This window comes from Gordonia sp. LMA167 (assembly GCF_058130025.1).
The window spans coordinates 6,660,036-6,684,181 of sequence record NZ_CM176708.1 but is presented as its reverse complement, the minus strand read 5'-3'; the positions used below and the strand labels follow the sequence as shown (position 1 = coordinate 6,684,181).

Here is a 24,146-nt window from a genome sequence, read left to right as displayed (position 1 = left end):
AAACGACCTCATGAGCAATCGAGTCGCACTTGTCACCGGCGGGGCCCAGGGAATCGGCGAGGGGATCTCTCGCAAGCTGGGCGAGGCCGGGTTCCGGGTGGCCGTCGCCGACCTCAATCTCGAGGTGGCGCAGCAAACGGCCAAGGAGATCGTGGCAGCCGGCGGGGAGGCGATCGCGGTGCCGATCGACGTCACCGACACCGCTTCGGTGAAGTCTGCGATCGAGCAGGTCTCGAAGGAACTCGGTCCGATCGATGTCGCGGTGAACAATGCGGGCTGGGACGACTTCATGAAGTTTCTCGACACCGACGAGGACTTCTGGAACAAGATTCTCGACATCAACTTCAAGGGCGCGCTGCGCGTGAACCACACCGTCGTGCCGGGCATGATCGAGCGGGGCTTCGGCCGGGTGATCAACATCGGTTCCGATGCGGGACGCGTCGGTTCATCGCTGGAGGCCGTCTACTCCGGCGCCAAGGGCGGCATCATCGCCTTCACCAAGACCCTGGCGCGCGAGGTCGCGACGAAGGGCGTCACCGTGAACACCGTGTGCCCCGGACCCACCGACACTCCGGCGCTGCGTAAGTTCGCGAACAACTCCGGCCAGGACGCCGACAAGGTGCTTGGTGGCATGACCCGCGCGGTCCCCATGAAACGCCTGGCACTGCCGGCCGACATCGCTGCCGCGGTCGCGTTTTTCGCCTCCGACGAGACCGGCTACATCACCGGTCAGACCTTGTCCGTCAGCGGCGGACTCACGATGGCCTGACGGTGACCACGGCAACGGTCGAGTGGTCGACGGTTCGTCGCTACGATGACGTCGACTACTCCCGAACCGATGACGGGATCGCCAAGATCACGATCTGTCGACCTGAGGTGCACAACGCCTTTCGGCCACAGACTCTGATCGAGATCTCCGAGGCGCTCACCCACGCACGAGAAGATCCGAGCATCGGCGTCATCGTCCTGACCGGGGAGGGCGACAAGGCGTTCTGCTCAGGTGGTGACCAACGCGTTCGCGGAGATACGGGCTATCTCACCGAACCAGACCGACCTGACGCGGTCGGGCGCTTCCACGTCACCGACCTGCAGGTGCAGATCCGGCGACTGCCGAAACCGGTTGTCGCGATGGTCGCCGGGTACGCGATCGGGGGTGGACACGTTCTGCAGATCGTCTGCGACATGACGATCGCCGCCGACAATGCTCGTCTCGGTCAGGTCGGCCCCCGGGTCGGCTCGTTCGACGGGGGCTTCGGTGCAGGGCTGCTCGCCGACATGGTCGGTGTGCGCAAGGCCAAGGAGATCTGGTTCCTCTGCCGCCAGTACAGCGCTGAGCAGGCACTGGAGATGGGCTTGGTGAACACCGTGGTACCGCTCGCGGATCTCGAGCGCGAAACCGTGCAGTGGTGCCGGGAGATGCTTGAACTCTCACCTATGGCGCTGCGCCTGATGAAGGCCAGTTTTCATGCGGCCGAGGATGGGCTCGCGGGTATTCAGCAACTCGCCCACGACACCAATCTACTGTTCTATGCCAGCGAGGAAGCCAAGGAAGGGCGCGAGGCCTTCAAGGCCAAGCGCACGCCCCAGTTCCACCGTTTCCCGCGTCGCGCGTGAGATTCTCCGCGCTACAAGAGATCTCGATGAAAGGATCACTCACGATGACGACCTTCGGTGTCAATGCCTTCGGTGTGGGAACTGGTCGGCGTCGCTTCGATACGATGACCGAGCTGGCCCGCGAGGCGGAAGCGGTGGGATGCGCCGCGGTCTGGACGAGCGAGCTGTACAGCAGGTCCGCGACGATCCCGATGGCAGCGCTGGCTGCCGGTACCGACACCATCGCGATCGGAACCAACATCGCCTACGGCGTGGGCCGCAGCCCACTCATGTGGGCAGCAGAGGCTCGTGACCTCGACGAGCTCTCGGGCGGCCGAATCATCCTGGGGCTCGGTAACGGCACCCCGAAGATGATGGAGGCCTGGCACGGGGTGAGCGGGGAGGCGCCGGCAGCGCGCATGGCCGAGTTGTTGACCGTCCTCAAGGCGCTGTGGCGCCTGCACGAGGGGCCGGTGGATCACGACGGCCGGTTCTACCACGTACACATCACGCCGACCTCCGATGTGCCGGAGCCGGTTCGGCCGACGATCCCGCTCTGGATAGCGGGCGTCAACAAGCTGATGTTGCGCACCGCAGGCGAGCATGCCGACGGACTCGTCGGGCACCCGATGTTCACCGCGGAGTATGTGCGCGGGCCCGTTGCCGACGAGATCGCGATCGGCGCCGAGCGCGCGGGGCGCGACCCGGATGAGGTCACGGTCATGGGCATCCGCATGTGCGCGATCAACGACGACGTCGAACTCGCGCGTCGGCAGGCCGCCTTCGCCATCGGCCAGTACGCGGCCTCACGGGTGTACGACCGGCTGTTCGAATTGCATGGCTGGAGTGCGGAGCAGCAGGTGATCCGGCAGGCAGCCCGGGACCGCGACACCGAGGCACTCGTGCGCGCGGTGAGCGACGAGATGATCGACACGATCGCCATCGCCTGCCGCCCAGCCGATTTCGCGGATGCACTGGCCCGGATTCCGGAGGGCTTCGACCACCTCGATCTGATTGCCCCGCCCTGGGGACTCACCGATGAGGAGACACGGCAGATCAACTCCCACATCCTGTCCGGTCTGCGGCGACACCTGTCGGTAGCGGCACCGGCCTGAGTTTGGCAGTGACTCCGGCCGCCTCGCCCGCTCCCGCAGAGCGAGTTCGCGTGCGAAATCATTCCGATCCCGGACGGGGGAGCTTGTGCCGGTCCCTGAGGAGCCTCCGGGCTTGCGGGAGAGGTCATGCGGTCCCTGAGGAGCCTCCGAGCTTGCGAGGATGCGTCACGAAGGGCGGCCCTTCGTGACGGCCCTCCGCTGGCGTCTTGATCCTCAGGGGAGCGGGTCCGTAAATCAGGGGCGGGGGTTACTACAGGCGCAGAGCTCGGTTGCGAACCACGGATCCTCGCGTGTCGAAACCGCTGCTCACGCCTCGCCCAGATCGATCTTCGTGCGCTCCTCGACCTGCACGACCGCCTCGGCATAACCGTGGACGTGCTTGGTCATGCGGCGCATGGCGGCAGCGGAATCGCCCGCCTTGATCGCATCGGTGATCGTCTTGTGCGCCTTGTAAGTGGTCTTACGCACCTCGTCGTCGACGAAGGCCTTGTTCTCGGTCGAGGTGTAGATCGCGTGCGACAGCGCGCTCATGAATCCGGTGAGCAGCTCGTTGTGGCTTGCGGTGGCCACCGCGAGGTGCCAGTCGACGTTGCCCTGCAGGAATGCTTCGAGGGGCAGATCAGGATCGCCGATCGCGGTGTTCGCGGCGTCGAGGGCAGCCATATCGTCGTCGGTCCGATACTTGGCGGCCAGGCTGGCACACGCCGGTTCGATCGCCTCACGGGTCTCCAGCAGAGCGGTGAGTCGTAGTTGCTGCCCCCGGATGAGCAGGCTCACCGACGTTGCGAGCGCATCACCTCCTGGTTGCTGGACGAATGCACCACCCGAGCGACCCGTCTTGATGGTGACGAGTCCTTGGACCTCGAGGATGCGCAGCGCCTCGCGGACGGTGGTCCGGCTCATCCGGGTCTGCGTGACGAGCTCACGCTCCGGTGGCAAGGCCGTCCCCGAGGGGAATTCGTTGCGGAGGATGCGTTCGCGGAGGTCATTGGCGAGAACGTCTGACGCTTTGGGTACCTGCATCGGCTGCAGCTGTACCGGGTGTCGCGCGACCGCGCTCGACGAGGGCGACTCGGGCATTGCCACCTGCTTTCTGTGCATTTGGTCGTACCTAATTTAACAGCAACGCGCCCGCCGTCGCGACCCCGTACGCAGGGAGTGTTGCTCAAACATATTTTGGTCATACCAAAATAATGGTTGACTTGAACGGCTGGAATGGATAGCTTCCAAGGAGAAGATTCTGGCCGCCCAACGGTGGTCAACAGGCGAAACGTGAGGACGCATGGCAGACCAAGCGCAAGATGTCGTCACCTGGAAGACGGTCAAACCCGGCATCACCGCCGTGACGTTGGAGCGTCCTCCGGCCAATGCTCTTGGAATCCCGTTGCTGGATGGTCTTCATCTGGCGATGGACGCCGCCGAGAAAGCTGGTGACGTCAAGGTCATGGTGATCACGTCGGCCCGGGCGGGGTTCTTCGCTGCCGGCGCCGACATCAAACATCTGTCGTCGATCGACGCCGAGAGCTTCACGGCTTACGGGGACAAGATGCGTGCGGTCAACGATCGCCTGGCCGCTTCGCCGTGGATCTCGATCGCAGCGATCGACGGCATCGCGCTCGGCGGGGGACTCGAACTTGCATTGGCCTGTTCCTTGCGGGTCGCCGGCCGTAACGCGAAGCTCGGACTACCTGAAGTCAAACTCGGACTGATCCCCGGCGCAGGTGGAACCCAACGCCTGCCGCGTCTCGTCGGTCGCGGCCGCGCGCTCGACATCATGCTGACCGCGCGGCAGGTCGCCGCCGAGGAGGCCTACCGGATCGGATTGGTGGAGCGGTTGACCGACGGTGACGCGGTCAAGGCCGCACTGGCCTTCGCCGACGAACTCCTCGGCCCGTCGCTGTCGGCCCAACTCGCCGTGGTGCGCACCGTCGACGCCGCGTTCGATCTTCCCCTCGATGAGGGTGCGCGGGTCGAGGTCGAGCAGATCCAAGCCTTGTTCGAGGACGGTGAAGCCGCCGAAGGCATCAGCGCCTTCGTCGGTAAACGCGCACCACAGTTCCGCTGACCAGCGCAGCAGAGTACCTCACAATCCGCCACGAAGGAGTTCGGTGATGAAAACCCTGGACCAGAGATTCGAGACCCTGCTCGCCGAAGAGGTCAAGCCGGGCATCGTCGTCGTGACGCTCAATCGGCCCGACCGCTTCAACGCGATGACCAACACGATGTTCATCGAACTCGAACAGCTCGCGTGGGGGCTCGAGACCGAAGACGACTGCCGCGTCGTGATCCTCACGGGTGCAGGCAAGGCTTTCTGCTCCGGCTATGACCTCGCCGATGCCGACGAACTACCGAACCTGGGTGCTCTCGGCATGCTCGATCAGCAGGAGCGGGCGGCACGCGCGCTGTCCGCCATTCGTTCGCTGCGTGTTCCGGTGATCGCGGCGGTCAACGGTGCCGCGGCCGGAGGTGGGTTCTCGCTCGCGCTCGCCGCCGACATCCGTTTGGCCGGTACCGCAGCCAAGTTCAACGCGGCGTTCGTGCGCATCGGGCTGTCGGCCGGCGATCTCGGTACGTCGTGGTTGCTCACCCGCCTGATCGGGCCGGCCAAGACGAGCGAGATCTGCTTTACCGGCCGCATCGTCGAGGCGGCGGAAGCCGAGGAGCTCGGACTGGTCAACTCGATCAGCCCCGACGACGTTCTCGCCGACTCGCTCGCCCTTGCCGAGCAGATTGTGGCCAATTCGCCAGGTGGAGTGCAGCTCTCGAAACGCGCGTTGCAGGCCAACCTGGAGGTCGGGTCCTACGCCGCCGCGCTCGAGCTGGAGAACCGAGGGCAGGCGCTGCTCACCCGAAGCCCCGACATGGCCGAAGCCCTGTCCGCCTTCAAGGAGAAGCGGGCGCCGGTCTTTCAGGGCCGGTAGCACGCCACCAGACATCACCACGGTTAGGTACATCGAGACATGACCATCGCATTCCCCGACCTCGAAACGCTCACGTTCGAGGAAGCCGAACCGGGCATCGGCATTCTGCGCATCAATCGCCCCGAGCGGATGAACTCGCAGACCGTGACCATGTTCCACGAACATCTTGCCGCCGGGCGCGCGCTCCGGGACAGCGGATTGCGCGCACTCATCCTCACCGGAACAGGCGAGCGCGCCTTCTGCGCGGGGTTCGACCTCGACGAGATCCATGTGATCACGGAGATGGGTGTCCGCGAGTTCCTGAAGTTCCAGGAGACCGCCACCGGAGGAATCCAGTCGATTCGCCACCTACCCTTCCCGGTCATCGCAGCCATCCACGGTCCGGCGACCGGCGGTGGGATGGCGCTCGCGCTGGCCGCCGACATTCGTCTCGCCGCACCGACGCTCAAGATGAGCGCGGCGTTCGTCAAGGTCGGTCTCTCGATCGGCGAGCTGGGGACCTCGTACAACCTCGCGCGACTCGTCGGGCCCGCCCGAGCCGCCGAGATCGGTTTCACCGCACGTATCGTCGAGGCCGATGAGGCCCTCCGCATCGGCCTGGTCAATCAAGTGGTGCCGTCCGAACAGCTCCTCGTCGAGGCGTTGGCGATGGCACGCCTGATCGCGCAGAACTCGCCCGGTGGTGTCCGAATGTCCAAGCGCGCGATCCAACGCAACACCGAGATCGGTTCGTACGAGGCGGCTCTGGAACTCGAGAATCGAGGGCAGGCGTTGCTGACGCGCACCGATGACATGCCCGAAGCGCTGGCTGCGTTCAAGGACAAGCGCCGGCCCCAGTTCACCGGTCGGTGATCGGCGATGGCATGGGACTGGGACGCGGAGACGAGGGGCGCCCTGCAGGAGTTCCTCGAGAGCCGCGGGATTCTGTCGGGACCGATCACCACGAAACCGATCGGTGACGGTCACTCGAACCTGACCTTCCTGGTGAGCGACGGTGACAACAATGTCGTGGTCCGGCGGCCACCCCCGCCACCGATACCCCCGGGCGCGAACGACATGCTGCGCGAGGCGAAACTGCTGACGGCGCTGTATCCGACAGCCGTTCCGGTTCCGCAGGTTCTCGCGGTGGCGCGCGACGGTGAGGTGCTCGACGTCCCCTTCTATGTCATGAGCTTTGCACCGGGTCCCGTGGTCACCGATCGCACACCGCCGCCGTTGGACGCGCCGGGGCAGCGTCAGCTGATCGGGCACAGCATGATCGACACCCTGGCCGACCTCCATGCCGTGGACTGGCAGGGCGTGGGACTGGACCGGATGGGCCGTCCCGAGGGTTTCAACGCCCGACACCTGCAGCGGATGCGCCGACTGGTGGCCGACGACAACGGCGAGCCGCCGCCCGACTTCGCCGACGTCGATGCCTGGCTGGAGGCCAATGTCCCGCCGGAGTCCGGTGCGACACTGATCCACTGCGATTTCCGTATCGGAAACCTGGTTTTGGCCCCCGACGCACCTGGTCGCGTCGCGGCGGTGCTGGACTGGGAGTTGGCCACCGTCGGTGACCCGCTGCTCGACGTCGGGTACCTGCTGGCGACCGTCCCCGACCCCGGGGAGCCGATGAACCCCACGGCGGAGCTGAGTGCGGCCCTGCTGGAGGACGGCTACCCGACAAAAAGCGAACTCGCACAGCGATATCACGAACGCACTGGCCGCAACCTCGGCAATCTTGCGTGGTACACGACGCTCTCGCTGTGGAAACTGGCGGTGCTGTACGAATACAGTCGGCGTCGCGTTGTGGACGGGATCGGCGACGACTACTACTCGGATCCCGCTCTTGTGCCGAGCTTCCTGCGGGACGCACGGCGCGCGGCGGGCTTGGCGGTTGCCGGCACCGCCCGCTTCTGACCCGCAGCCGACGACACCAAGGAGTACTCGAGATGACAACTCGTAGTGGCGCTACGACCTTCCACGATCCGCTGATCACCGCCGACGTCACCGACCTACCCGCCGGCTTCTTCGACCGACTGATGTTCAACATGCATCCGAGCATCGGTCAGGCGCCCTCGGTCATCACGGGATTCGGCATGTACCCGCCCAAGGACACCGTCGACGGGTTCGTGGTGCTGTCGCAGCCCGGTGAACAACGAAACCTGCGCTTCTCCAGCCTGCTGAGCGCCACCGACCGCACCGGCGCAGGCCCGTTCCGGTTCGAGGTGCTCGAGCCGAACGAGCTGTGGCGACTCCAGCTCGGCGCCAACGAGATCGGAGTCGAGTTCGACATCACCTGGCGCGCTCGCACACCGGCGTGGTTCGGTGAGGTCGCGGTGACCAACGAGTCCGCACAACGGACCTCGTTCGATCACCTCTTCCAGTCCGGCCGGTACACGGGCGAACTCATCATCGACGGAGCGTCGACGTCGGTCGATGGTTGGTACGGCCAACGCGACCGATCGCGGGGAGTGCGCACCATGTCCGGCGGGCAGGGCCTGCACATCTGGTATCAGGCCCAGTTCCCCGATTTCTCGATCGGCTTCCTGCTCGTGGAGACCCGCACCCATGAACGGCTCCTCTTGGAGGGCGCGGTGATGCATGAGGACGGCCGGCTCGATCCGATCACCGACGTGCGGCACGCGTTGGTGTTCACCGATGGCCTCGACCTGGCCGAAGGTGAGGTCGAGGTGTCGACCGCGTCGGGTGAGCGATATCGGGTACACGCCGACGCCTCGGCCGGAGGCGGCTTCATGGCAGGCGCCGGTTACGGCGGCCACCACGGGGTTTCGCACGGTGTGGACCATGTCGAATCCGATCGGTACCGTTTGGACGGCTCTGTCTCGCCCCGCTCGCTCGACTCCGCGCTGACAGACCGTCTCTGCGCATTCGACCTCGACGGCGTGAGTGGCTCTGGAGTCTTTGAGTTCGCGTTGACCCGCAGTCGCAGGTACGAGTACCGGCCCTCGCTCTGATCGGAGGAAACGCCCCGCATGGATGAGTGTGTGTTCTGCGGCATCGTGGCGGGAACGATTCCCAGCTTCACGGTGGCAGAGGATGATTCGACGTACGCCTTCATGGACGTCAGCCCGGCGTCCGAAGGGCATCTGCTCGTAGTCCCCAAACGCCACAGTCGGGATCTGCTGGAGATCGCTCCCGACGACCTGAGCGCCGTGACCCTGGCGGCACAGCGAGTTGCGCGGACTGTGATGACCGCGCTCGACGCGGACGGGGTGAACTTGCTGAACTGCTGCGGAGCCACCGCGTGGCAGACAGTTTTTCATTTCCACCTTCATCTGATCCCACGGTACGGCGACAAGAGCAAGGATCGGTTGGCTTTGCCGTGGAAGCCGGGGATCCCAGGGGACAGCGACGCGATCGCCGCAACAGCGCAACGGCTTTCCGCAATACTCGACAGCTAGTGGTGTGTCTCAGAGATAGGCGACTGGTCTCCGGCGTTCGATCGACGCCTGGCCGCGTTGTCGTCGGTCGAGATAGCGCCGCTTTCACTCCCTCCTCCGCCTTGCCAGACGCCGATCGCTCCACCGGATACCGGCCACCTATTTCCGAGACACACCACCGTGCGTGTCCAGGCTCCGGCCCATGCATGCATAGATGAGGGGCGCATCCACTGGATGCGCCCCTCATCATCGTGCGAGGTGGATTCACACGCTTCGCTGCGCCTTGCTCGATTCCGAGGCGGCCTTGCTGGTCTCCCTGATCTGCTGCCAATCGGCGTCGGTGAGGCCATTGAGTCCGGCAAAGGTCCCCGGCCCGGCCAGCATCTGCCCGCCGTCCATTGCGATGGTCTGCCCCGTCAGGTAGTCACACGCATCGGAGAGCAGGAACATCGTCAGATTGGCGAGTTCCTCCATGGTGCCGGTCCGACCGGCCGGGATCTGGTCGGCCTGGGTCGCGCCGACCGAACTCTTGTCGGTCGGGTTGAGCATCTCCCACGCGTAGTCGGTCGGGATCGGCCCGGGAGCAAGGGCATTGAGCCGGATGTTGTGCTTGGCCCATTCGACGGCCAGCGACATCGTCATCGAGTGCACCGCCGCCTTGGCCATCGCGGACGGCACGACGAACGCCGATCCGGTCCAGACCCAGGTGGTCAGCGTGGACAGCACGCTGCCGGGAAGGCCGTCGGCGATCCATCGCTTTCCGGCGGCGTGCGTGGTGTGGAAGGAGCCGTTCATCACCGTGCTCGTGATCGCCTGGAACGCGCGTGGACTCAAGTCCTTGGTCTGTGCGATGAAGTTCGCCGCGGCGTTGTTGACGACGCTGGTCAATGGCCCGAACTCCGACCAGATCCGGCCCATGGTCTCGTCGACGTTGTCGTAGTCACGAACGTCGACGGTGTGATACTGAACCGAGCCGGGCCGGGATGCGGACGCTTCCTCGGCGGCCTCGGCGAGCACGGCTTCACGGCGCCCCCACAGATGCACTTCGGCGCCGTGCTCGACCAGGTGACGCGCGACACCGCGACCCAGCCCCGTGCCACCGCCGGTGATCAGTACTCGCTTGTTGGCCAATAGTTTCGGTGAGAAGGTCGTGTCGTCGGTCATCATAAACCTCGTTGTCTCATGGCGTGTGGCAGGAACTCACAAGCCGATGTTCTTGGCGATGATCTCGCGCTGAATCTCGTTGGTGCCGCCATAGATCGGTGGTGCCAGGGCACGACGGACCTGGCCTTCCATGCCGTACTCGCGTGCGTAGCCGTAGCCGCCCATCATCTGCATCGCCTCGAGAGTGGTGTTCTTCGCGATCTCGGTGCACCGCATCTTGGCCATCGCACTCTCGCGGGCGAGGTCGTCCTCGAGGCCGGCGTCGATCTTGGTGGCGACGTCGTAGACGAACACACGGGCGAGCTCGATGTCGGTGGCGAGGTCTGCCAACCGATGTCGAAGGGCCTGATAGGACGCCAACGGTTGACCGAACTGCTCGCGCTCCTTGGTGTAGGCGACGACATCGTCCAGTGCTCGTCGGGCGCCTCCGATGCTCATCGCAGCGATGATGAGTCGCTCGATGCTCAATCCGCGCATCAGTTGCTTCCACGCGTTGCACGGCTGTCCGACGACGGCGGAGACCGGTACCTCGACGTCGGTGAAGAACACGTCGTTACACGTGCGGGCCTCCATCGTCTCGATGCCACGGATGGACAGACCCGGGGACGACGTCGGCACCATGAGCAGCGTCATCCCCTGATGCTTGGACCCCGAGGAATCCTCACGGGCCAGAACCAGGATGTGCTCGGCGACATGGGCTGCGGAGATCCACGTCTTCTGGCCGTTGATCAGATACCGGTCACCGTCGCGGCGTGCACTCACCCGGAGACCGGCGAGGTCGGAACCGGCGCCCGGCTCACTGAGGGCGATCGCCTCCAGGCGCCCGGCGGTCAGGTTGGTGACCACCGTCTTCTTCTGCTCGTCGGTGCCCCAGCGCAGATAGGTCTGAGCGGCCGTCAAGCCCGTCGAGTATCCGGTGATCGGTGCGAGACCGCGCGTCGATTCCTCCAGGAAGATGCACTCGTCGACGAAGCCGGCACCGCCCCCACCGTATTCCTCGGGAAGTGACACCCCGAGCCAGCCGTGGCGCGCGAGGTCGCTGAGTACCTGGGGGCTGTTCGACAGTGTTCCGCCCTCGGTCAGGGCATCGCGCTGGGCAACCGTGGCCAGTTCGCGGCGGCAGTACTGCGCAACCGCCGCCGCGAACTCGCGCTGTTCGGGTGAGAACTGCAACTCACTTACCCCGGTACGGCGTGAAGTCGGGCTTGCGCTTCTCGTTGAACGCGGTGATCCCCTCGCGCGATTCGGGCGTCTCGCCGAAGATCTCCAGTGTGGAGTAAGCCATCTGACCGATGCTCACGAAGTGTTCGGTGTCGGTGTTCAGAGACTGCTTGAGCACCTTGAGTGCGGTGGGGGAGAAGTCGAGCATCTGGTCGGCCCACGCGCGGACCTCCGCCTTCAGATCGGCGGCGGGGACGACCTTGTTGACCAGACCCCAATCGAGAGCTTCCTCCGCCGAGAGTCGGCGAAGCATGAACCAGATCTCCCGCGCCCGCTTCTCGCCGACGACACGGGCCAGGTATCCGGAACCCAGACCGGCGTCGAACGAGCCGACCCGCGGGCCGTTCTGTCCGAACTGTGCGGTGTCGGCGGCGATGGTCAGATCACACAGCACGTGGAGCACATGCCCGCCGCCGATCGCCAGCCCGTTCACCGCCGCGATCACCGGCTTCGGGTTGTCACGGATGACGCGGTGCAGGGATTCGACCTCGAACAGGCCACTCTGCGATGGGCCGTAATCCCCGGTCTCCATGCGCTGCTTCTGGTCGCCGCCGGCACAGAACGCCTTGTCGCCCGCGCCGGTCAAGCACACGACGCCGACCTCCGAGCTGGCCCATGCCCGCTTGAACGCGAGGATCAGTTCGTCGACGGTCTGCGCACGGAAGGCGTTGTAACGGTCCGGCCGGTTGATGGTGATCCAGGCCAGCCCATTGTCGACCTCGTACGTGATGTCGGTGAATTCGGCCATCAGACTTCGGTGTCCTTTCCTGTTGTGGGCTACTTGCCCACCTCGTCGTTGTGGTCATTAGGACTGACCATTTGCACAACAGTAGCGCCGCGATCACCCGATCGGCAATACCCGCGTGTGGGGGAAGTGTCTGAAATGACGATTTTAGGTCCGATATTTACTTTTGGACTGTCCATATGGTCTGATTTTGTGACGCCGGACACTGTGGTGAGTGGGGGAGGTTCGGCGCATGTCCCAAGTACCGCGACAAAAGGAACCCGAATGATCTCCACAGCACCTACTGCGCAAGGTCGCCAACTGAACAGATGGTGGTATGCGGCAACAGGATTCCTGACCCTTCTGTTCGGCACCACGGCGGTCAACGTACTGTTCAACGTTGTCGGCAAGCCGATGTCGGAAGAATTCGGCTGGGATCGGAGTGTCATCTCCAACGGGCTGTGAATCGAGACGATCCTCGTCGGCGTCTCCATCGTGGTCCTCGGGATGCTGGTCGATCGGTTCGGCCCGAGCCGCCCCTCGGTACCGATGGTGTTCGCCTTCGGTGGGGGTCTGATGCTGATGGCTGCGGTCCCGAACAGTCAGATGGCCTTCTACGCCCTGTGCGTGCTGATCGGTGCCGGGGCCGGCGCTCTGAACCCGATCGCGCATGCGACCGTGGTGACCGCATGGTTCAGCGACCGAAGGGGTTTGGCCCTCGGCATTCTGATGGCCGGTCTGGGTGCCTGTGGCGTCGTGATGCCCTACCTCGCCAACTGGATTCTCGGACTGGCCGGGTGGCGCGCCGCATTCCTCGTGATCGGTGCCCTGTGCACGGTAGTCCCGGCCTCCGTGTACGCGTTCATCACACGCATGCCGGCCCGGGACGAAGCGGAACGCCGTGAGGCCCGCGCCCAGGGCCGTGTCGCGGGAGAGTCGCTCTGGTCCATCGCGAAGAGCTACCGGCAGTTCTGGCTGCTCGCAGCCGCGATCTTCCTGGTCTCGTCGGCGACTTTCGGTCTGATGTCGCAGACCGTGCCGATGACAACCGACAAGGGCATCGGGCGGGGGACGGCCGTGGTCATCCTGTCGGTGCTCAGTCTCTCGTCGGTCGGTGCGCGACTCGTGGTGGGTTATCTCCTCGACCGGGTCTTTGCGCCGATCGTCGGCGCGGTGATCTTCGCGCTGTGCGGACTGGGGGTATCCCTGTTGATCCTGCCGACCAGCACGGTCCTGCTGTTCGCCGGAGCGATCCTCGTCGGCTTCGCCCTGGGCGCCGAAGGTGATGTGGCCGCATACATGACGAGTCGATACTTCCCGAAGCACTCGTATGCCCGGGTCCTCGGCTGTGTGTACTTCCTCTACGCAATGGGTTCGGCGTTCGGCATCTTTCTGCTGGGTCAGGTATACGGCGCCACCGGGTCCTACGTCGCGGGTGCGTTGCCCATCATCGTCATGGTCATCGGTGGAATCGCCTGTCTGCTGGGAATGGGCTCGTATCGATACTCGCTCGATCACCAAGAACTCAGTAGGTCGGATGCTGTCCCCGCCCAGGCGCGTGTGGCGGCGTCGTGACCCAGTGCGCGGGCGAGCCGGCGATCCGGTCCGCAAGTTTGGCTATGCCCTTCGGGCGGCGCAGGGCCATTCCTTGACGATCCACCGGCGTTCGCGCAGCGAGCGATAGGAGCCTGCCGAACCCGCAGGCTCCGATCCAGCGACGGTCGTATCCGACAGGGGCCGCGACGCTGTACACAGATCGCCGCGCGTGTGTGAACCCGGCGTCGCATATGGATCCTGGGCGCGTGTCCCAGGCTTCGTGCGCCTCATGGTTGATGCCGATACGGCTCGGACGTGATCCTTTCGATGGATACGGGGATGTTCGTCATCCGCGGTTGCCCGGTGTACCTGTCGAAGACGTCAGATACCGAAACGAGCCGGCTCGGACTGCTCCCGACTGCCCACACGTCGTTGTCTCGGTCCGCTGGGCCGTAGCCGAAGGCGATCGAGACCACCCCCGGTCTGAGTTGGGCGTCCGCATGGACCACAGCTGTAATTGCCGATCGATCGGAGGTGATCCGCACTAGGTCACGCTCCGAGATGTCAAGGGCTGCCAAGTCGTGAGGATTCATGTACGCGGGGTTGTAGGGCTTTCCCCGATTGGTCCGCTCGATGTTGCAGGAAGAGTTGTAGACGTGCAGATGCCGGCGGCACAACAGCCGGAAGGGTCGGTTGGAGCGGTCGTTTGTCGTGGAGACGTCGAGGTGCTCGGAAAGCTGGTCAATCATCAGCGGATTACCGATGTCGAGGCGATCGGTCACCTCAGGATTCCCCTCGTCCACCCGCTGTAACCGGTCGGACCGGGTCAATCCACCGGGATGTGACTTCACCTCTGCGAGGGGAATGTATGCGTCTTGGGAGAGGATTTCGATGAGTTGGTCGGTGGTGGGCTGACCGCTGATCGTGTAGCGCGGACCTTGCGGCCCTGTCCCGAACGGTGACACCTCGACGGGATATCCCATGCGCCGCATCAGGCCGAGGAAGAACTGCCATTCCTCGATGAGATCGGACCCTGGGGGTCGTTCCGCGACTGCGGGCGTGTATTGACCGTAGGCCTGCCCGATCCCGTAGCCGGTGCCTCGGGCTGCAAGGTAGTCGAGAAAGACCGTCGTGGACGGCACCTCCAACGGCATCGTAGGTGCGATCACGTAATCGGCAAACCGAGCCGAAGCCGAATACCACGGATCGATCTGAACAAACAGGTCCAGCGACTCGAGCGCCTCGATTGTGCGTTGTTGGTCTGGAAATGCCACGGCGGGGTTGCCGCCCCAACTGATCAGCGCGCGGACCTGGCCCTCACCTGGCGTGAGGATTTCGTCTGTCAACGCGGCTGTGGGCATACCGGCCTTCGTTCGTCGCAGGCCGCGTACCCGTATCCTTCCGGGTAGCGCCCACTCGCCCTCAGATGAACTAGCCTGCGCCACATAAGATGTAGGAGGGAGAAAGGTCGGCGTCGCGGCCACCGTCTCACCGGCTCGCAGCCAGCGACCACACAGCGTCTCGAGGACCAACACCAGGTACTCGGCCAGAGTTCCGTCCCCCGCCATGTTCGGTCCGGTCCCGGCCATCGTGTATCCCCGCGATGCTCCTGCATAGCAGCGAGCAGCAGCGACGAGGTCCGTGGCGGCTATTCCGGCACGTCGGGCCACCTGATCGGGATCGAATGCGCCGACGGCAGCACGAAGCTCTGGAAGACCTCGGACGTGGCGATGTACGAAATCGCGGTCGAAGAGCTCATCGTCGATCACGGTGCGAATCATGGCGGCGAGAATCGGGACATCATGTCCGGGGGCCACGTGCAGATGGTGGTCGGCAAGCCGAGCAACCTCGGTGCGCCGTGGATCGATGACGATCAATCTACAGCCGGCCGCAAGCGTATCGAGAAGCCATCGTTTGGGTGGGCCCGCCGGAAGACCGGTGCACGTCACCACTGGATTGATGCCTATCAACATGATCGCCTCAGGGGATGCGAAGCCCTGAGAAGGAGCGCCCCAGGAGCCGAGCAGCGATGCGGCGACTTGCTTCCCGCCCTTGTCGATGGTGTTCGGGTCGAACCGCATATCGGAACCGATCGCATCAAACAGTGCGTCATGCACCGGGGCTGCGGTCGGTGCGGTGGTGATATGGGCCATCGTGCCGGCGTAGCTGGCGATCGCCCTGGGGCCATGCCGATCACGGATGTCCGCCAACCGTTCGGCTATCTGGTCCATGGCCGTCTCGACCGGCATCGGGCGGTGACCGTCGGAACTTCGAGCCAAAGTGTGCACAAGACGGTCTGGGTGTCGGAGGTAGTCGGGTTGCGACCTTCCCTTGACGCATGTGTACCCGCGGTAGAGTTCGTTACTGCTATTGCCGTGCACAGCAGTCGCAATACCATTCTCGGTCTTCACGAGTATCGAACACTGGTTGATGCAGATCCGGCAGAACGAATGCCGTACTCGTTCCACGGCGTCCTCCTTGTCCTCTGTGCGCAGACGTGCGATATCAATGGCATCCGGCCGCTATGGCGGGTCGCGAGCGTGTGGACCGCGAATCTATGAAGCTCGAACCGAAGGCATCGGCAGCGGGATCGACCCAGCGCAGTCCCCACACGAGTGGGACGAGTCGGTGCCTGCTCCGACCTCGACGTCCTCGACCGAGTTTCTCGTTCCGTACGTTTCGAGTGCCAGCAGGGCGGCACCGTAGGCACCGGTGATCTGCGGATCCGGCGGCACTGTGACGGGAGCATCGAGCGCTGAACTCAGGTAGTGCACTGCTGCGGCGTTCTTGGCGACTCCGCCGGTCATGACCATCGGCGAGCGCTTGCCCACTTGGGCGACGAGACCAAGCGTCCGGGCCGAGACTGCGCGGTGAACCGAAGCTGCGATATCTGTTCGTTCGCAGCCGCTCGCGAGCAGCGACACGATCTCGGTTTCGGCGAACGTGGCGCACATACTGCTGACCTCGAGATTCCTGTCGCCGGACATGGCGAGGGCAGCGAGTTCATCGACCTCGCACTCGATCGCGCGCGCCAGCACTTCGAAGAAGCGCCCTGTTCCGCTGGCGCATCGGTCGTTCATCGCGAAGTCCTCGACAAGCCCATCCGGATCGACGGCGATGACCTTGCTGTCCTGTCCGCCGACGTCGACGATGAGCGCCACGCCTGGGGACAGCGCTGCGACGCCTCTCGCGTGACACGTGATCTCGGTGAAGGTGCGCCCCGTGTCCGGGACGAGTCTGCGTCCATACCCGGTGCTGATGGTCGCCGTGATTTGTGCGTGGGTAAGTCCCGCCTGTTCCAACGCATGATCGATGGCCCGCCGCAAACCGGCTTTGCTGACGGCTCCCATCTGTATTGCACTGGAGGCGCACAGCCTCCCGTCGCGGCCGAGGATGACAGCCTTCGCCGAGGTCGATCCGAGATCGACGCCCATGAAGTAGTCCGCCATGGTCGGTCAGACCCTGTTTCGGCGGACATCGATGCCTTCGAGCATCGCCGCGAGCCGGCTTTCGAGGATCTCGTCCTTGTAGAAGGATGCATCGGCCACGTCTCCTTCGAAGAACATCGACGGGATGCCGAGTTCCTTCTGCGCCGATTTCGCGAGCAGGTGCTGGGGGTTGGTGAACGCGCGGCAGGTGCGGGATGCATGAAAGACGATGCCGTCGATCCCGTAGTCCACACAGTCCCGGTTGGTCAGGTGCTTGAGCGTCTTGACGCCGTGATTGGTGGGGCAGAGCAGGTAGTGCTGGGCCATGCCGAGGATCGGATCGTCGGTGTCGATGAGATGCGGTTCCTGCCAAAATGCGTTGTGGGTATACCGGCCACAGACCACGGCGACGTCGGCATCGGCAAATTTGCGTGAGAGCCAGCCGAGTTTGTTCCAGTTCATGATCCCGTCGAAGTAGAGGCGATAGCGCTCGTTGCGCACACCGGCGATGCCGTTGTCGACACGACGCTGGACCTCGGCTTTGACGTCGGTGAAGTACTGGACCAACTCAGGGCCGGCCGGCATGAAGTTGATGTGCGCGATGCTGGCGATCCAGTCCCAATACGTCGCCGGCGTTGGGGCTGCCCGGCACAGAGCCATGGCCTCACGCCGGAGTTCGGATGCCCGCTTGATGTAGGACATGTTTTGGCGCAACGCATCCCAGTCGAATCTTCGACCGGTCATGGTCTCCAGGAATTCGACCAGCTTGTAGAGTTGATCGGCGACGTAGCGCGATGCCTGGTCCCATTCCTCACCGCTCAGGTAGCCGGCATCGGGTTTGTTGCCGGGAAGGAACGGCAGGGAGACGTTGAGGATCGGGACCTGCTTGCCGAAAACGCGGTAGGAGATCTCATCCCATTGCTGGCCGGTGCTGCACCCGGCGTAGGCGTTGACGAAGAAGTCGGGGGCCGGCAGACGTGACGCCAGTTCTTGTTGATCGACGAGTCCGACGATACCGGTCTCGTCCTCGGACCTCGCCTGCTTGGTCAGGACTGCGCAGCCGAGGTGCGTGCGCGCGTAGGAACACAGTTCGCCGATGTACCCGTACTCCTCACCGGCGAGCTGTGCGGGTTTCTCGAGTTGTTGGGCCGCCAGCCGCGCCGAAAAGGCCTCTCCATGACACCATTCGAGGCCAGCTGCTTGAAAGAACGGGTTGACCGCAGAACCGTTGTACCAGACCACCTGCTTGCCGCGCTCCTTCGCGGTGAAGAGGTTGTCCCAGTAGTCGCCCACCATGTTGGTGGCGGTGGGAATCACGATCTTGTTCGAGTTGGCGAGCGTGGGAGCTGACACAGTTGTCCTCCGTGTGGTGATCGGGTTGGGCGTTATACGGTGGTGAGCTGCGTGCGCCGGATCCGCTCGACCAGCGCCTCGACCCGGGTCCGGATGGACTCCATCGGTAGACCTTCGTGCTCGGTTTCGATGAGTAGAAGCGGAATAGATCTGGCTTCCAATGCTTTTCGAAGTTCCGGGTAGAACAGCATGTGTGGCTCGCAGAATTTCGCCATCAACACGATGACACCCTGTGCGCCGCTGGCGATCACCGAATCGACCAGAAATCGGTCCCAGTCGACATCGTGCTGGACGCGGGTCGGGCAGGGAACGGCACTGTTGCGACGCAGATATACCGATGCCAGCGCGCCCATCGGATCGTCGGTGTTGCCGACGTCGGTCGAGACATATCGAGTTCCGTGGAACAGGTCGTCATCGACCACTAGGGCGCCGCTGTCCTCGATGACCTCGAGCAACTCTGGCTTGGGTGCGTGGCAGAAGTGACCGGACAGGTGGACGCGAACCCTCTCGTCCCGGGGAACGGGACCGTGAGCCGAGATCACCTCGCGGAGCAACTCCGTGTGCTCCTGCTTGTCCATGATCATGCCGGACTTGACGAGCACCTGTATCTGATCCGGCGCGAGCGCGGCGTCACCGTGCCGCCGCTTGTCGAAGATGGACCGCATCAATCGTCGATTCTCGTCGAACACGTTGATACTTCTGGCTATATCGGTATCGGAAATATCTCTGTTGGTGAACTTTTCGAGCTCTCGACGGAAGTCGTTCATCTTCTCGAGCACTTGCGGAAACGTCCACTCGTCGCCCATGGACGACATCAACTGGCCGAAGTAGACAGGCCTGTCGGATTCGTCTTCACGCACGACGTCAACCGCGCCCAGTAGTTGAATACAGTGGTCGGCCTGAAAGAAGCCGTCATAGACGTCGAGCCGGCCCAACGCTGCTTGATCGGCCAGGTTGCGTGTGTAGCCGCAGTTGAACTCGCCCAACAGGTTTCGTCCAGCGGTGATGGGTTCACGATCTTCCTGGATGATCACGGGCAGCGCACCCGCGGCGTGGGCCAGTTCGGCGGGGAAGTTCATCGGGAACACCCCGATCGCCTTCCGTCCAGTTCGGTATTTCCATTGTGCAACATAGTCATTGGGATTATCAGCGGCAGCACTCATCGTGGCCATTGCCTTTGTGAACATCGACGGCATGGGTTCTCGCCCGTCCTTCTCTCGTGTAGCGATGCGTCGGGTGTGGGTGCCCTGGGCTGTGATTCACCTGACGGGTTGATCATGCTCCGACTTTATACGAAAAGCAACTCAAAATATAAAAAAGTGTACAACGTTGCAGCTAGGCGCTATGCTGGCACTACGCCGAGCCTGGCCGATTCGGGCACTATGCGAGTTGCTGACGGCTCGACCAGGGCGAGACGCGGCGCATCGTACGCGGGTGCCGCGCGCGATCAGTGACACTGAATAAGCTGGCGCACAATGCTGTTCGTTAAATTCAAGATCCAACGGGTCTTGACGAGACGAACATCACATTCTATGGTCGTACCATTCGTCGCTCAGCCGCAACGATGTCGCGATCGTTTCGCTCGTCACACCAACCACCGCCTCAGGAGTTGAAATGCCTACACCCCCACCAGTCGCCGGTGCAGCGACGCCCACGAGAGCGACGTCGCGTCGCGCGTCCCTTGCGGCCTTCTCAGGGTCGGCGATCGAGTACTACGACCTCGTCGCCTACGGAACCGCCGCAGCGCTCGTCTTCGGAGATCTGTTCTTCCGCGACGTCAGCACTCACGTGGCACTGTTGCTGTCGTTTGCGACGTTCGCCGCGGGCTACCTGGCGCGGCCGGTCGGCGGTCTGCTGTTCGGCTACATCGGCGACAAGCACGGTCGCAGGACGGCCGTCCTCCTCACCATCACGATCATGGGCGCTGCCACCGTGTGCATCGGTCTACTCCCGACATATGACACGATCGGGGCGTTCGCCCCGGTTCTGCTGGTGGTGCTGCGAGTGCTCCAGGGCCTTGCCGTCGGTGGGGAGCTCGGCGGCGCGGTCCTGATCTCGGTCGAACACGCCCCCCGTGACAAGCGAGGGTTCTACGGCAGCTTCTCGACCGCAGGTGCTCAAGGTGGCACTCTCCTGGCGACGATCGTCTTCGCGATCGTGACCCTGATGCCGGACGCGCAGTTCGACTCGTGGGGATGGCGAGTTCCATTTCTCCTGAGTGCCGTCATCGTGTTCGTCGGTATGATCATCCGCCGAGGGTTGGACGAGACGCCCGATTTCAAACAGAGTCAGATGGACCGTACGGCTGTCTCGACCGCGTCTGTCGAGGTGAAACAGCGGCCGATCCGCGACGCGCTCATGAAGTATCCGATGACCATCCTGGGTATTACCTTCATCATGGCCGGCATGATGTCGATCTGGTATGTGATCACCGTCTACAGCCTGAGCTATGCGGTCGGCAGTTCGGGAATCCCCCGTACCAGCATGTTGTGGGTGGTCTCGGCGGCAACGCTGGTCGTGGTCCTCATGAACCCTGTGTGGGGTGCGCTCTCGGACCGGGTCAGTCGCAGCCGGCTGATCGTGTTCGGCCTGCTCGCAGAGTCTCTGTTGCTGTTCCTCTACTTCGCGATGCTCGGGGTGGGCAACATCTTCCTGGTGTTCGTCTCGCTGATTCTGGTCGCAGGCCTGGGCCATGCGGTGGTCAACGGAATATTTCCCGCATTCGTCGTCGAGAGTTTGCCCGCCGCAGTGCGGTACACGGCGGGTTCGTTCGGAATGCAGCTGGCCGCGTTGGTGGCCGGCTTCGCACCGCTGGTCGCCACTGCCCTCGAGCCCACCGCCGGTGGTGTGTGGACTGTCTGCGCACTGTGCCTGGCCATGTGCACACTTGGCGCCGTGAGTGCGACCTACATCGTCAAGATCTATGCCCCACAACATAACATGACGCCGGCGGCGGCACCGACCGTCGCTCCCAAGGAAGCGAGCAGCGCCCAATGACCAACGCACCCAACACAACCGCCCCGACCCCTCGGGACGGGTACGACTTCCGTGATACCGGCGTACTGATTGCCGGCGGGACATCGGGCGTCGGGCTCTCCACCGCGCGGTTCTTCGCGGACTGCGGAGCCGTGAAACAGGTGATCGTCGGACGCAACGAGGCACGTGGGAAGGACGCGGTGAACGCGTTGGCGTCATCGCACCCCGGATGCGACGTGCAGTTCATCTCCGCAGACCTCAACGAGGTCGGCGTCGCCGACGACGTCGTCCGGCAGGCACATGAGCATCTGGGTTCTGTCGACGTTCTCGTGAACTCCACGGTTGCTCAGTATCAGCCGACGTTGCTGCACGACATCACGCCGGAGAATCTGGCGGACATCTTGGTCCAGCAGGCCCTGGGACCGATCCTGATGAGCAAAGCAGTCCTGGCCGGGATGCGCGAACAAGGGCACGGATCGATCGTCACGATCGCGTCGGACGCGGCGAAGGTCCCCACTCCGGGTGAAACCGGGATCGGAGCGGCGATGGCCGCCATCGTCACCTTCTCCCAGACACTCGCCGTCGAAGCCAAGCGGTACGGGGTGCGGGTCAACGTCCTGACGCCTTCGCTGATCGTCAACACCGGCTCGTACGACCGCGCGATGAGTGCCGATTTCAGCAAGAAGATCTTCGACAAGATCGTCTCGCAGGCCCAGCTCGGATTGACCGAGCCGGAGGATCTCGCCAACGCAATCCTCTTCCTCGCATCACCGCTCTCGCGGTTGATCACCGGACAGGTGATCAGTGTGAACGGGGGGATCTCTGTTGTCTGAAACGCGCGCGCAGCGTGCCGTTGTCCGGCACCGGGTTCGCTCTCAGGGGGATATCGTCGACGTCGAGCGCCGTGGTCACGAGCATTTGCTGCCCGCTGCGACTGTGTACGGATGTCTCGTCGAATCAGCCCGTCGCTTCCCCGACAAGGCGGCGATCGTGCACCTCGAGACTCCCGACTTCATGACCCCGACGCGAACGGTGACCTACCGTGAACTCGCGGAATCGGTGAACCAGGCGGCATCGATGTTCCTCGAACGGGCTGCGGGCGCGCCGAGTGTCGTCGCGGTCATGTTACCGATGCTCCCCGAGGGCCTCATCGCGACATGGGGGGCGCAGCGAGCGGGTATCACAGTGCCGCTCAACCCGTTTCTCGAGCTCACCTCGCTCGTCAACACCCTCCAGCGCACAGCGGCGACGGTGCTGGTGACGACCAACGAAATCCTTGCCGAGCGGGATACGGACGTCTCGGCGATGCTGAGAGCGGTTCCGACGCTGACGGACATCCTCTTCGTCAGTGATGATCACGACACGTTCGGTGAGACACTGGACCAACATCGTGGTCGCAGCATCGACGTCGACGACGATCCCGACCGCGACTGCATGGTGATGCCCACCGGCGGCACCACTGGCGCACCGAAACTGGTGCGGATGTCGCAGCACGGCCAGTTGGTCATCGCGTGGAACGTCGGTGCGCTGATGGGCTCGGAAGAAGACACCGTGATCGGGCACGGCATGCCGAACTTCCATTGCGGAGGCAGCATCGCTCTGGCCCTTCGGTCCGTGGTGTACGGGCAGACGTTGCTGACGCTCACGTCGGGCGGCTTCCGGTCCCGAGATGTCGTCGACAACTTCTGGGACATCGTGGAGCGGTACCGCATGACCTCGACAATGGCCACCCCGACCACCGCATTCGCGCTGCTCCACGGCCGATCGGCGCCGAACGGCCCCACGACCTTGACCGACTTCAACGTCGGTGGCAGCACCGTCTCGACGGCGCTGATCCGCAGCTTCCACGAGCGGTTCGGCATATGGCTGCGAGAATGCTGGGGCGGCACCGAGTTCCATGGCACCATCACCGGGCATCCCAACGACGGTGAAGAACCCCGGATCGGTTCTGCCGGACGGCCGCTACCCCACGCACGGGTCCGCGCCGCGATCCTCGAAGGCGACGGGTCCTGGGTACGCGACTGCACGCCCGGTGAGCGTGGGGAGCTGCTGGTCGGTGGCCCGACCGTCAGCCGGGGCTACCTCGACGAGCAGATCAACCGGCAGTTCTTCGCGCGTGGTGTACCCGGTGACGGTATGTGGGGCCGAACCGGGGACATCGGTGCCGTGGATGACGACGGATACGTGTGGGTGTCCGGTCGCAGCAAGGACCTGATCATCCGCGGCGGGCACAATATCGATCCTCGAGATATCGAGGAAGCGCTGGGTACCCATCCGGCCGTGGAGATGGTTGCCGCGGTGGGCAGACCCGACAAGGCAAAAGGAGAGATGCCGGTCGCGTACGTGCAACTGGAGGCCGGGTGCCACGTAGAACCGGCCGATCTGTTGATGTTCTGCCGGAGTTCGGTTCAGGAGAAGGCGGCAGTGCCGGCGAAAGTGGTGGTGCTCGACAGACTGCCACTGACACCGGTGGGGAAGATCGCGAAGCCCGCTCTGCGCCACCTGGCCCTGGAAGACGAAGTACGACAGGTGGTGTCGAGCTGTAGCCGAGCACCAGTCGACTGCGTCATCGATATCGATGAGACCGGGCTGCGACGCGAGGTCACGGTCCTCCTGTCCACGGATGCGGCGTCGCACGTCGACATCGAATCCTTGGCGGACGAGCTGAGTGCCTATGAGTTCCTGTCACGGGTCGAAGTGGGTAAATTGGTGGGCACACCGTAGGAGGA

The 24,146-nt window shown here is 63.9% G+C and carries 20 protein-coding genes and 2 pseudogenes; 13 read left to right on the top strand and 9 right to left on the bottom strand.

Annotation, left to right across the window (positions count from 1 at the left end):
- The first annotated feature begins 10 nt into the window (after positions 1–10).
- The 3 genes from ACVT6V_RS30030 to ACVT6V_RS30020 are packed head-to-tail and all read left to right on the top strand — an operon-like array spanning position 11 to position 2,708.
- Positions 11–769 carry an SDR family NAD(P)-dependent oxidoreductase gene (locus ACVT6V_RS30030; protein WP_489897692.1) on the top strand — a complete coding sequence of 253 codons (759 nt, stop codon included), beginning with the start codon at positions 11–13 and terminating at the stop codon, positions 767–769.
- A 2-nt stretch (positions 770–771) separates the two neighbouring features.
- Positions 772–1,614 carry a 1,4-dihydroxy-2-naphthoyl-CoA synthase gene (menB, locus tag ACVT6V_RS30025; protein ID WP_489897691.1) on the top strand — a complete coding sequence of 281 codons (843 nt, stop codon included), beginning with the start codon at positions 772–774 and terminating at the stop codon, positions 1,612–1,614.
- A gap of 44 nt (positions 1,615–1,658) precedes the next feature.
- Positions 1,659–2,708 (top strand): LLM class flavin-dependent oxidoreductase, encoded by a 1,050-nt coding sequence (locus ACVT6V_RS30020; protein ID WP_489897690.1) that lies wholly within the window; start codon positions 1,659–1,661, stop codon positions 2,706–2,708.
- Between the two features lie 306 nt (positions 2,709–3,014).
- Here the strand turns inward: ACVT6V_RS30020 and ACVT6V_RS30015 are convergent, their stop codons facing one another.
- On the bottom strand, positions 3,015–3,788 hold the full coding sequence (locus ACVT6V_RS30015; protein ID WP_489897689.1) for a FadR/GntR family transcriptional regulator: 774 nt from the start codon (positions 3,786–3,788) through the stop codon (positions 3,015–3,017).
- A gap of 202 nt (positions 3,789–3,990) precedes the next feature.
- Here ACVT6V_RS30015 and ACVT6V_RS30010 point away from each other — a divergent pair, with 202 nt between their 5' ends.
- From ACVT6V_RS30010 to ACVT6V_RS29985, 6 genes are read left to right on the top strand one after another with little or no spacing between them, the layout of a single operon-like run.
- Positions 3,991–4,773 carry an enoyl-CoA hydratase-related protein gene (locus ACVT6V_RS30010; RefSeq protein ID WP_489897688.1) on the top strand — a complete coding sequence of 261 codons (783 nt, stop codon included), beginning with the start codon at positions 3,991–3,993 and terminating at the stop codon, positions 4,771–4,773.
- 46 nt (positions 4,774–4,819) lie between these two features.
- Positions 4,820–5,629: an enoyl-CoA hydratase/isomerase family protein gene (locus ACVT6V_RS30005; RefSeq protein ID WP_489897687.1), complete on the top strand. Its 810-nt coding sequence runs from the start codon at positions 4,820–4,822 to the stop codon at positions 5,627–5,629.
- Between the two features lie 39 nt (positions 5,630–5,668).
- Positions 5,669–6,481: an enoyl-CoA hydratase/isomerase family protein gene (locus ACVT6V_RS30000; RefSeq protein ID WP_489897686.1), complete on the top strand. Its 813-nt coding sequence runs from the start codon at positions 5,669–5,671 to the stop codon at positions 6,479–6,481.
- Between the two features lie 6 nt (positions 6,482–6,487).
- Entirely contained in the window at positions 6,488–7,531 is a 1,044-nt protein-coding gene (locus ACVT6V_RS29995) for a phosphotransferase family protein (RefSeq protein ID WP_489897685.1), read from the top strand.
- 32 nt (positions 7,532–7,563) lie between these two features.
- Positions 7,564–8,589 (top strand): Rv3169 family protein, encoded by a 1,026-nt coding sequence (locus tag ACVT6V_RS29990; protein WP_489897684.1) that lies wholly within the window; start codon positions 7,564–7,566, stop codon positions 8,587–8,589.
- Positions 8,590–8,607: 18 nt separating this feature from the next.
- Positions 8,608–9,036, top strand: coding sequence for an HIT family protein (locus tag ACVT6V_RS29985; protein WP_489897683.1), 429 nt, complete (start codon positions 8,608–8,610; stop codon positions 9,034–9,036).
- 243 nt (positions 9,037–9,279) lie between these two features.
- Here the strand turns inward: ACVT6V_RS29985 and ACVT6V_RS29980 are convergent, their stop codons facing one another.
- From ACVT6V_RS29980 to ACVT6V_RS29970, 3 genes are read right to left on the bottom strand one after another with little or no spacing between them, the layout of a single operon-like run.
- Positions 9,280–10,179, bottom strand: a complete 900-nt coding sequence (locus ACVT6V_RS29980; RefSeq protein ID WP_489897682.1) for an SDR family oxidoreductase — start codon at positions 10,177–10,179, stop codon at positions 9,280–9,282.
- Between the two features lie 36 nt (positions 10,180–10,215).
- Positions 10,216–11,352 (bottom strand): acyl-CoA dehydrogenase family protein, encoded by a 1,137-nt coding sequence (locus ACVT6V_RS29975; protein WP_489897681.1) that lies wholly within the window; start codon positions 11,350–11,352, stop codon positions 10,216–10,218.
- 1 nt (position 11,353) lies between these two features.
- A complete protein-coding gene (locus ACVT6V_RS29970; protein WP_489897680.1) occupies positions 11,354–12,148 on the bottom strand; it encodes an enoyl-CoA hydratase-related protein in 795 nt (264 codons plus the stop codon).
- Positions 12,149–12,409: 261 nt separating this feature from the next.
- On the opposite strand from ACVT6V_RS29970, the pseudogene ACVT6V_RS29965 reads away from it, so the two are divergent.
- A pseudogene (locus tag ACVT6V_RS29965) lies at positions 12,410–13,699 on the top strand (MFS transporter).
- Between the two features lie 248 nt (positions 13,700–13,947).
- On the opposite strand, the gene ACVT6V_RS29960 reads toward ACVT6V_RS29965, so the two are convergent.
- From ACVT6V_RS29960 to ACVT6V_RS29940, 5 genes and pseudogenes are all read right to left on the bottom strand, one after another.
- The gene (locus tag ACVT6V_RS29960; RefSeq protein ID WP_489901067.1) at positions 13,948–15,909 is read right to left on the bottom strand and encodes a molybdopterin-containing oxidoreductase family protein; all 1,962 of its coding nucleotides are present in this window, start codon (positions 15,907–15,909) and stop codon (positions 13,948–13,950) included.
- A 69-nt stretch (positions 15,910–15,978) separates the two neighbouring features.
- Positions 15,979–16,128: pseudogene (locus tag ACVT6V_RS29955) on the bottom strand (hypothetical protein); the annotation flags it as partial.
- A gap of 87 nt (positions 16,129–16,215) precedes the next feature.
- A complete protein-coding gene (locus tag ACVT6V_RS29950; RefSeq protein WP_489897679.1) occupies positions 16,216–17,109 on the bottom strand; it encodes an acyl-CoA dehydratase activase in 894 nt (297 codons plus the stop codon).
- Positions 17,110–17,115: 6 nt separating this feature from the next.
- Positions 17,116–18,441 carry a 2-hydroxyacyl-CoA dehydratase subunit D gene (locus tag ACVT6V_RS29945; RefSeq protein WP_489897678.1) on the bottom strand — a complete coding sequence of 442 codons (1,326 nt, stop codon included), beginning with the start codon at positions 18,439–18,441 and terminating at the stop codon, positions 17,116–17,118.
- Positions 18,442–18,473: 32 nt separating this feature from the next.
- Positions 18,474–19,637 carry a 2-hydroxyacyl-CoA dehydratase subunit D gene (locus tag ACVT6V_RS29940; protein WP_489897677.1) on the bottom strand — a complete coding sequence of 388 codons (1,164 nt, stop codon included), beginning with the start codon at positions 19,635–19,637 and terminating at the stop codon, positions 18,474–18,476.
- Between the two features lie 418 nt (positions 19,638–20,055).
- Between ACVT6V_RS29940 and ACVT6V_RS29935 the strand changes: the two genes are divergently transcribed.
- The 3 genes from ACVT6V_RS29935 to ACVT6V_RS29925 are packed head-to-tail and all read left to right on the top strand — an operon-like array spanning position 20,056 to position 24,141.
- The gene (locus ACVT6V_RS29935; protein ID WP_489897676.1) at positions 20,056–21,438 is read left to right on the top strand and encodes an MFS transporter; all 1,383 of its coding nucleotides are present in this window, start codon (positions 20,056–20,058) and stop codon (positions 21,436–21,438) included.
- Positions 21,435–22,250 (top strand): SDR family NAD(P)-dependent oxidoreductase, encoded by an 816-nt coding sequence (locus ACVT6V_RS29930; protein WP_489897675.1) that lies wholly within the window; start codon positions 21,435–21,437, stop codon positions 22,248–22,250. The genes ACVT6V_RS29935 and ACVT6V_RS29930 overlap by 4 nt, the downstream gene beginning before the upstream one ends.
- Positions 22,243–24,141 (top strand): AMP-binding protein, encoded by a 1,899-nt coding sequence (locus ACVT6V_RS29925; RefSeq protein ID WP_489897674.1) that lies wholly within the window; start codon positions 22,243–22,245, stop codon positions 24,139–24,141. The genes ACVT6V_RS29930 and ACVT6V_RS29925 overlap by 8 nt, the downstream gene beginning before the upstream one ends.
- The last annotated feature ends 5 nt before the right edge of the window (positions 24,142–24,146 follow it).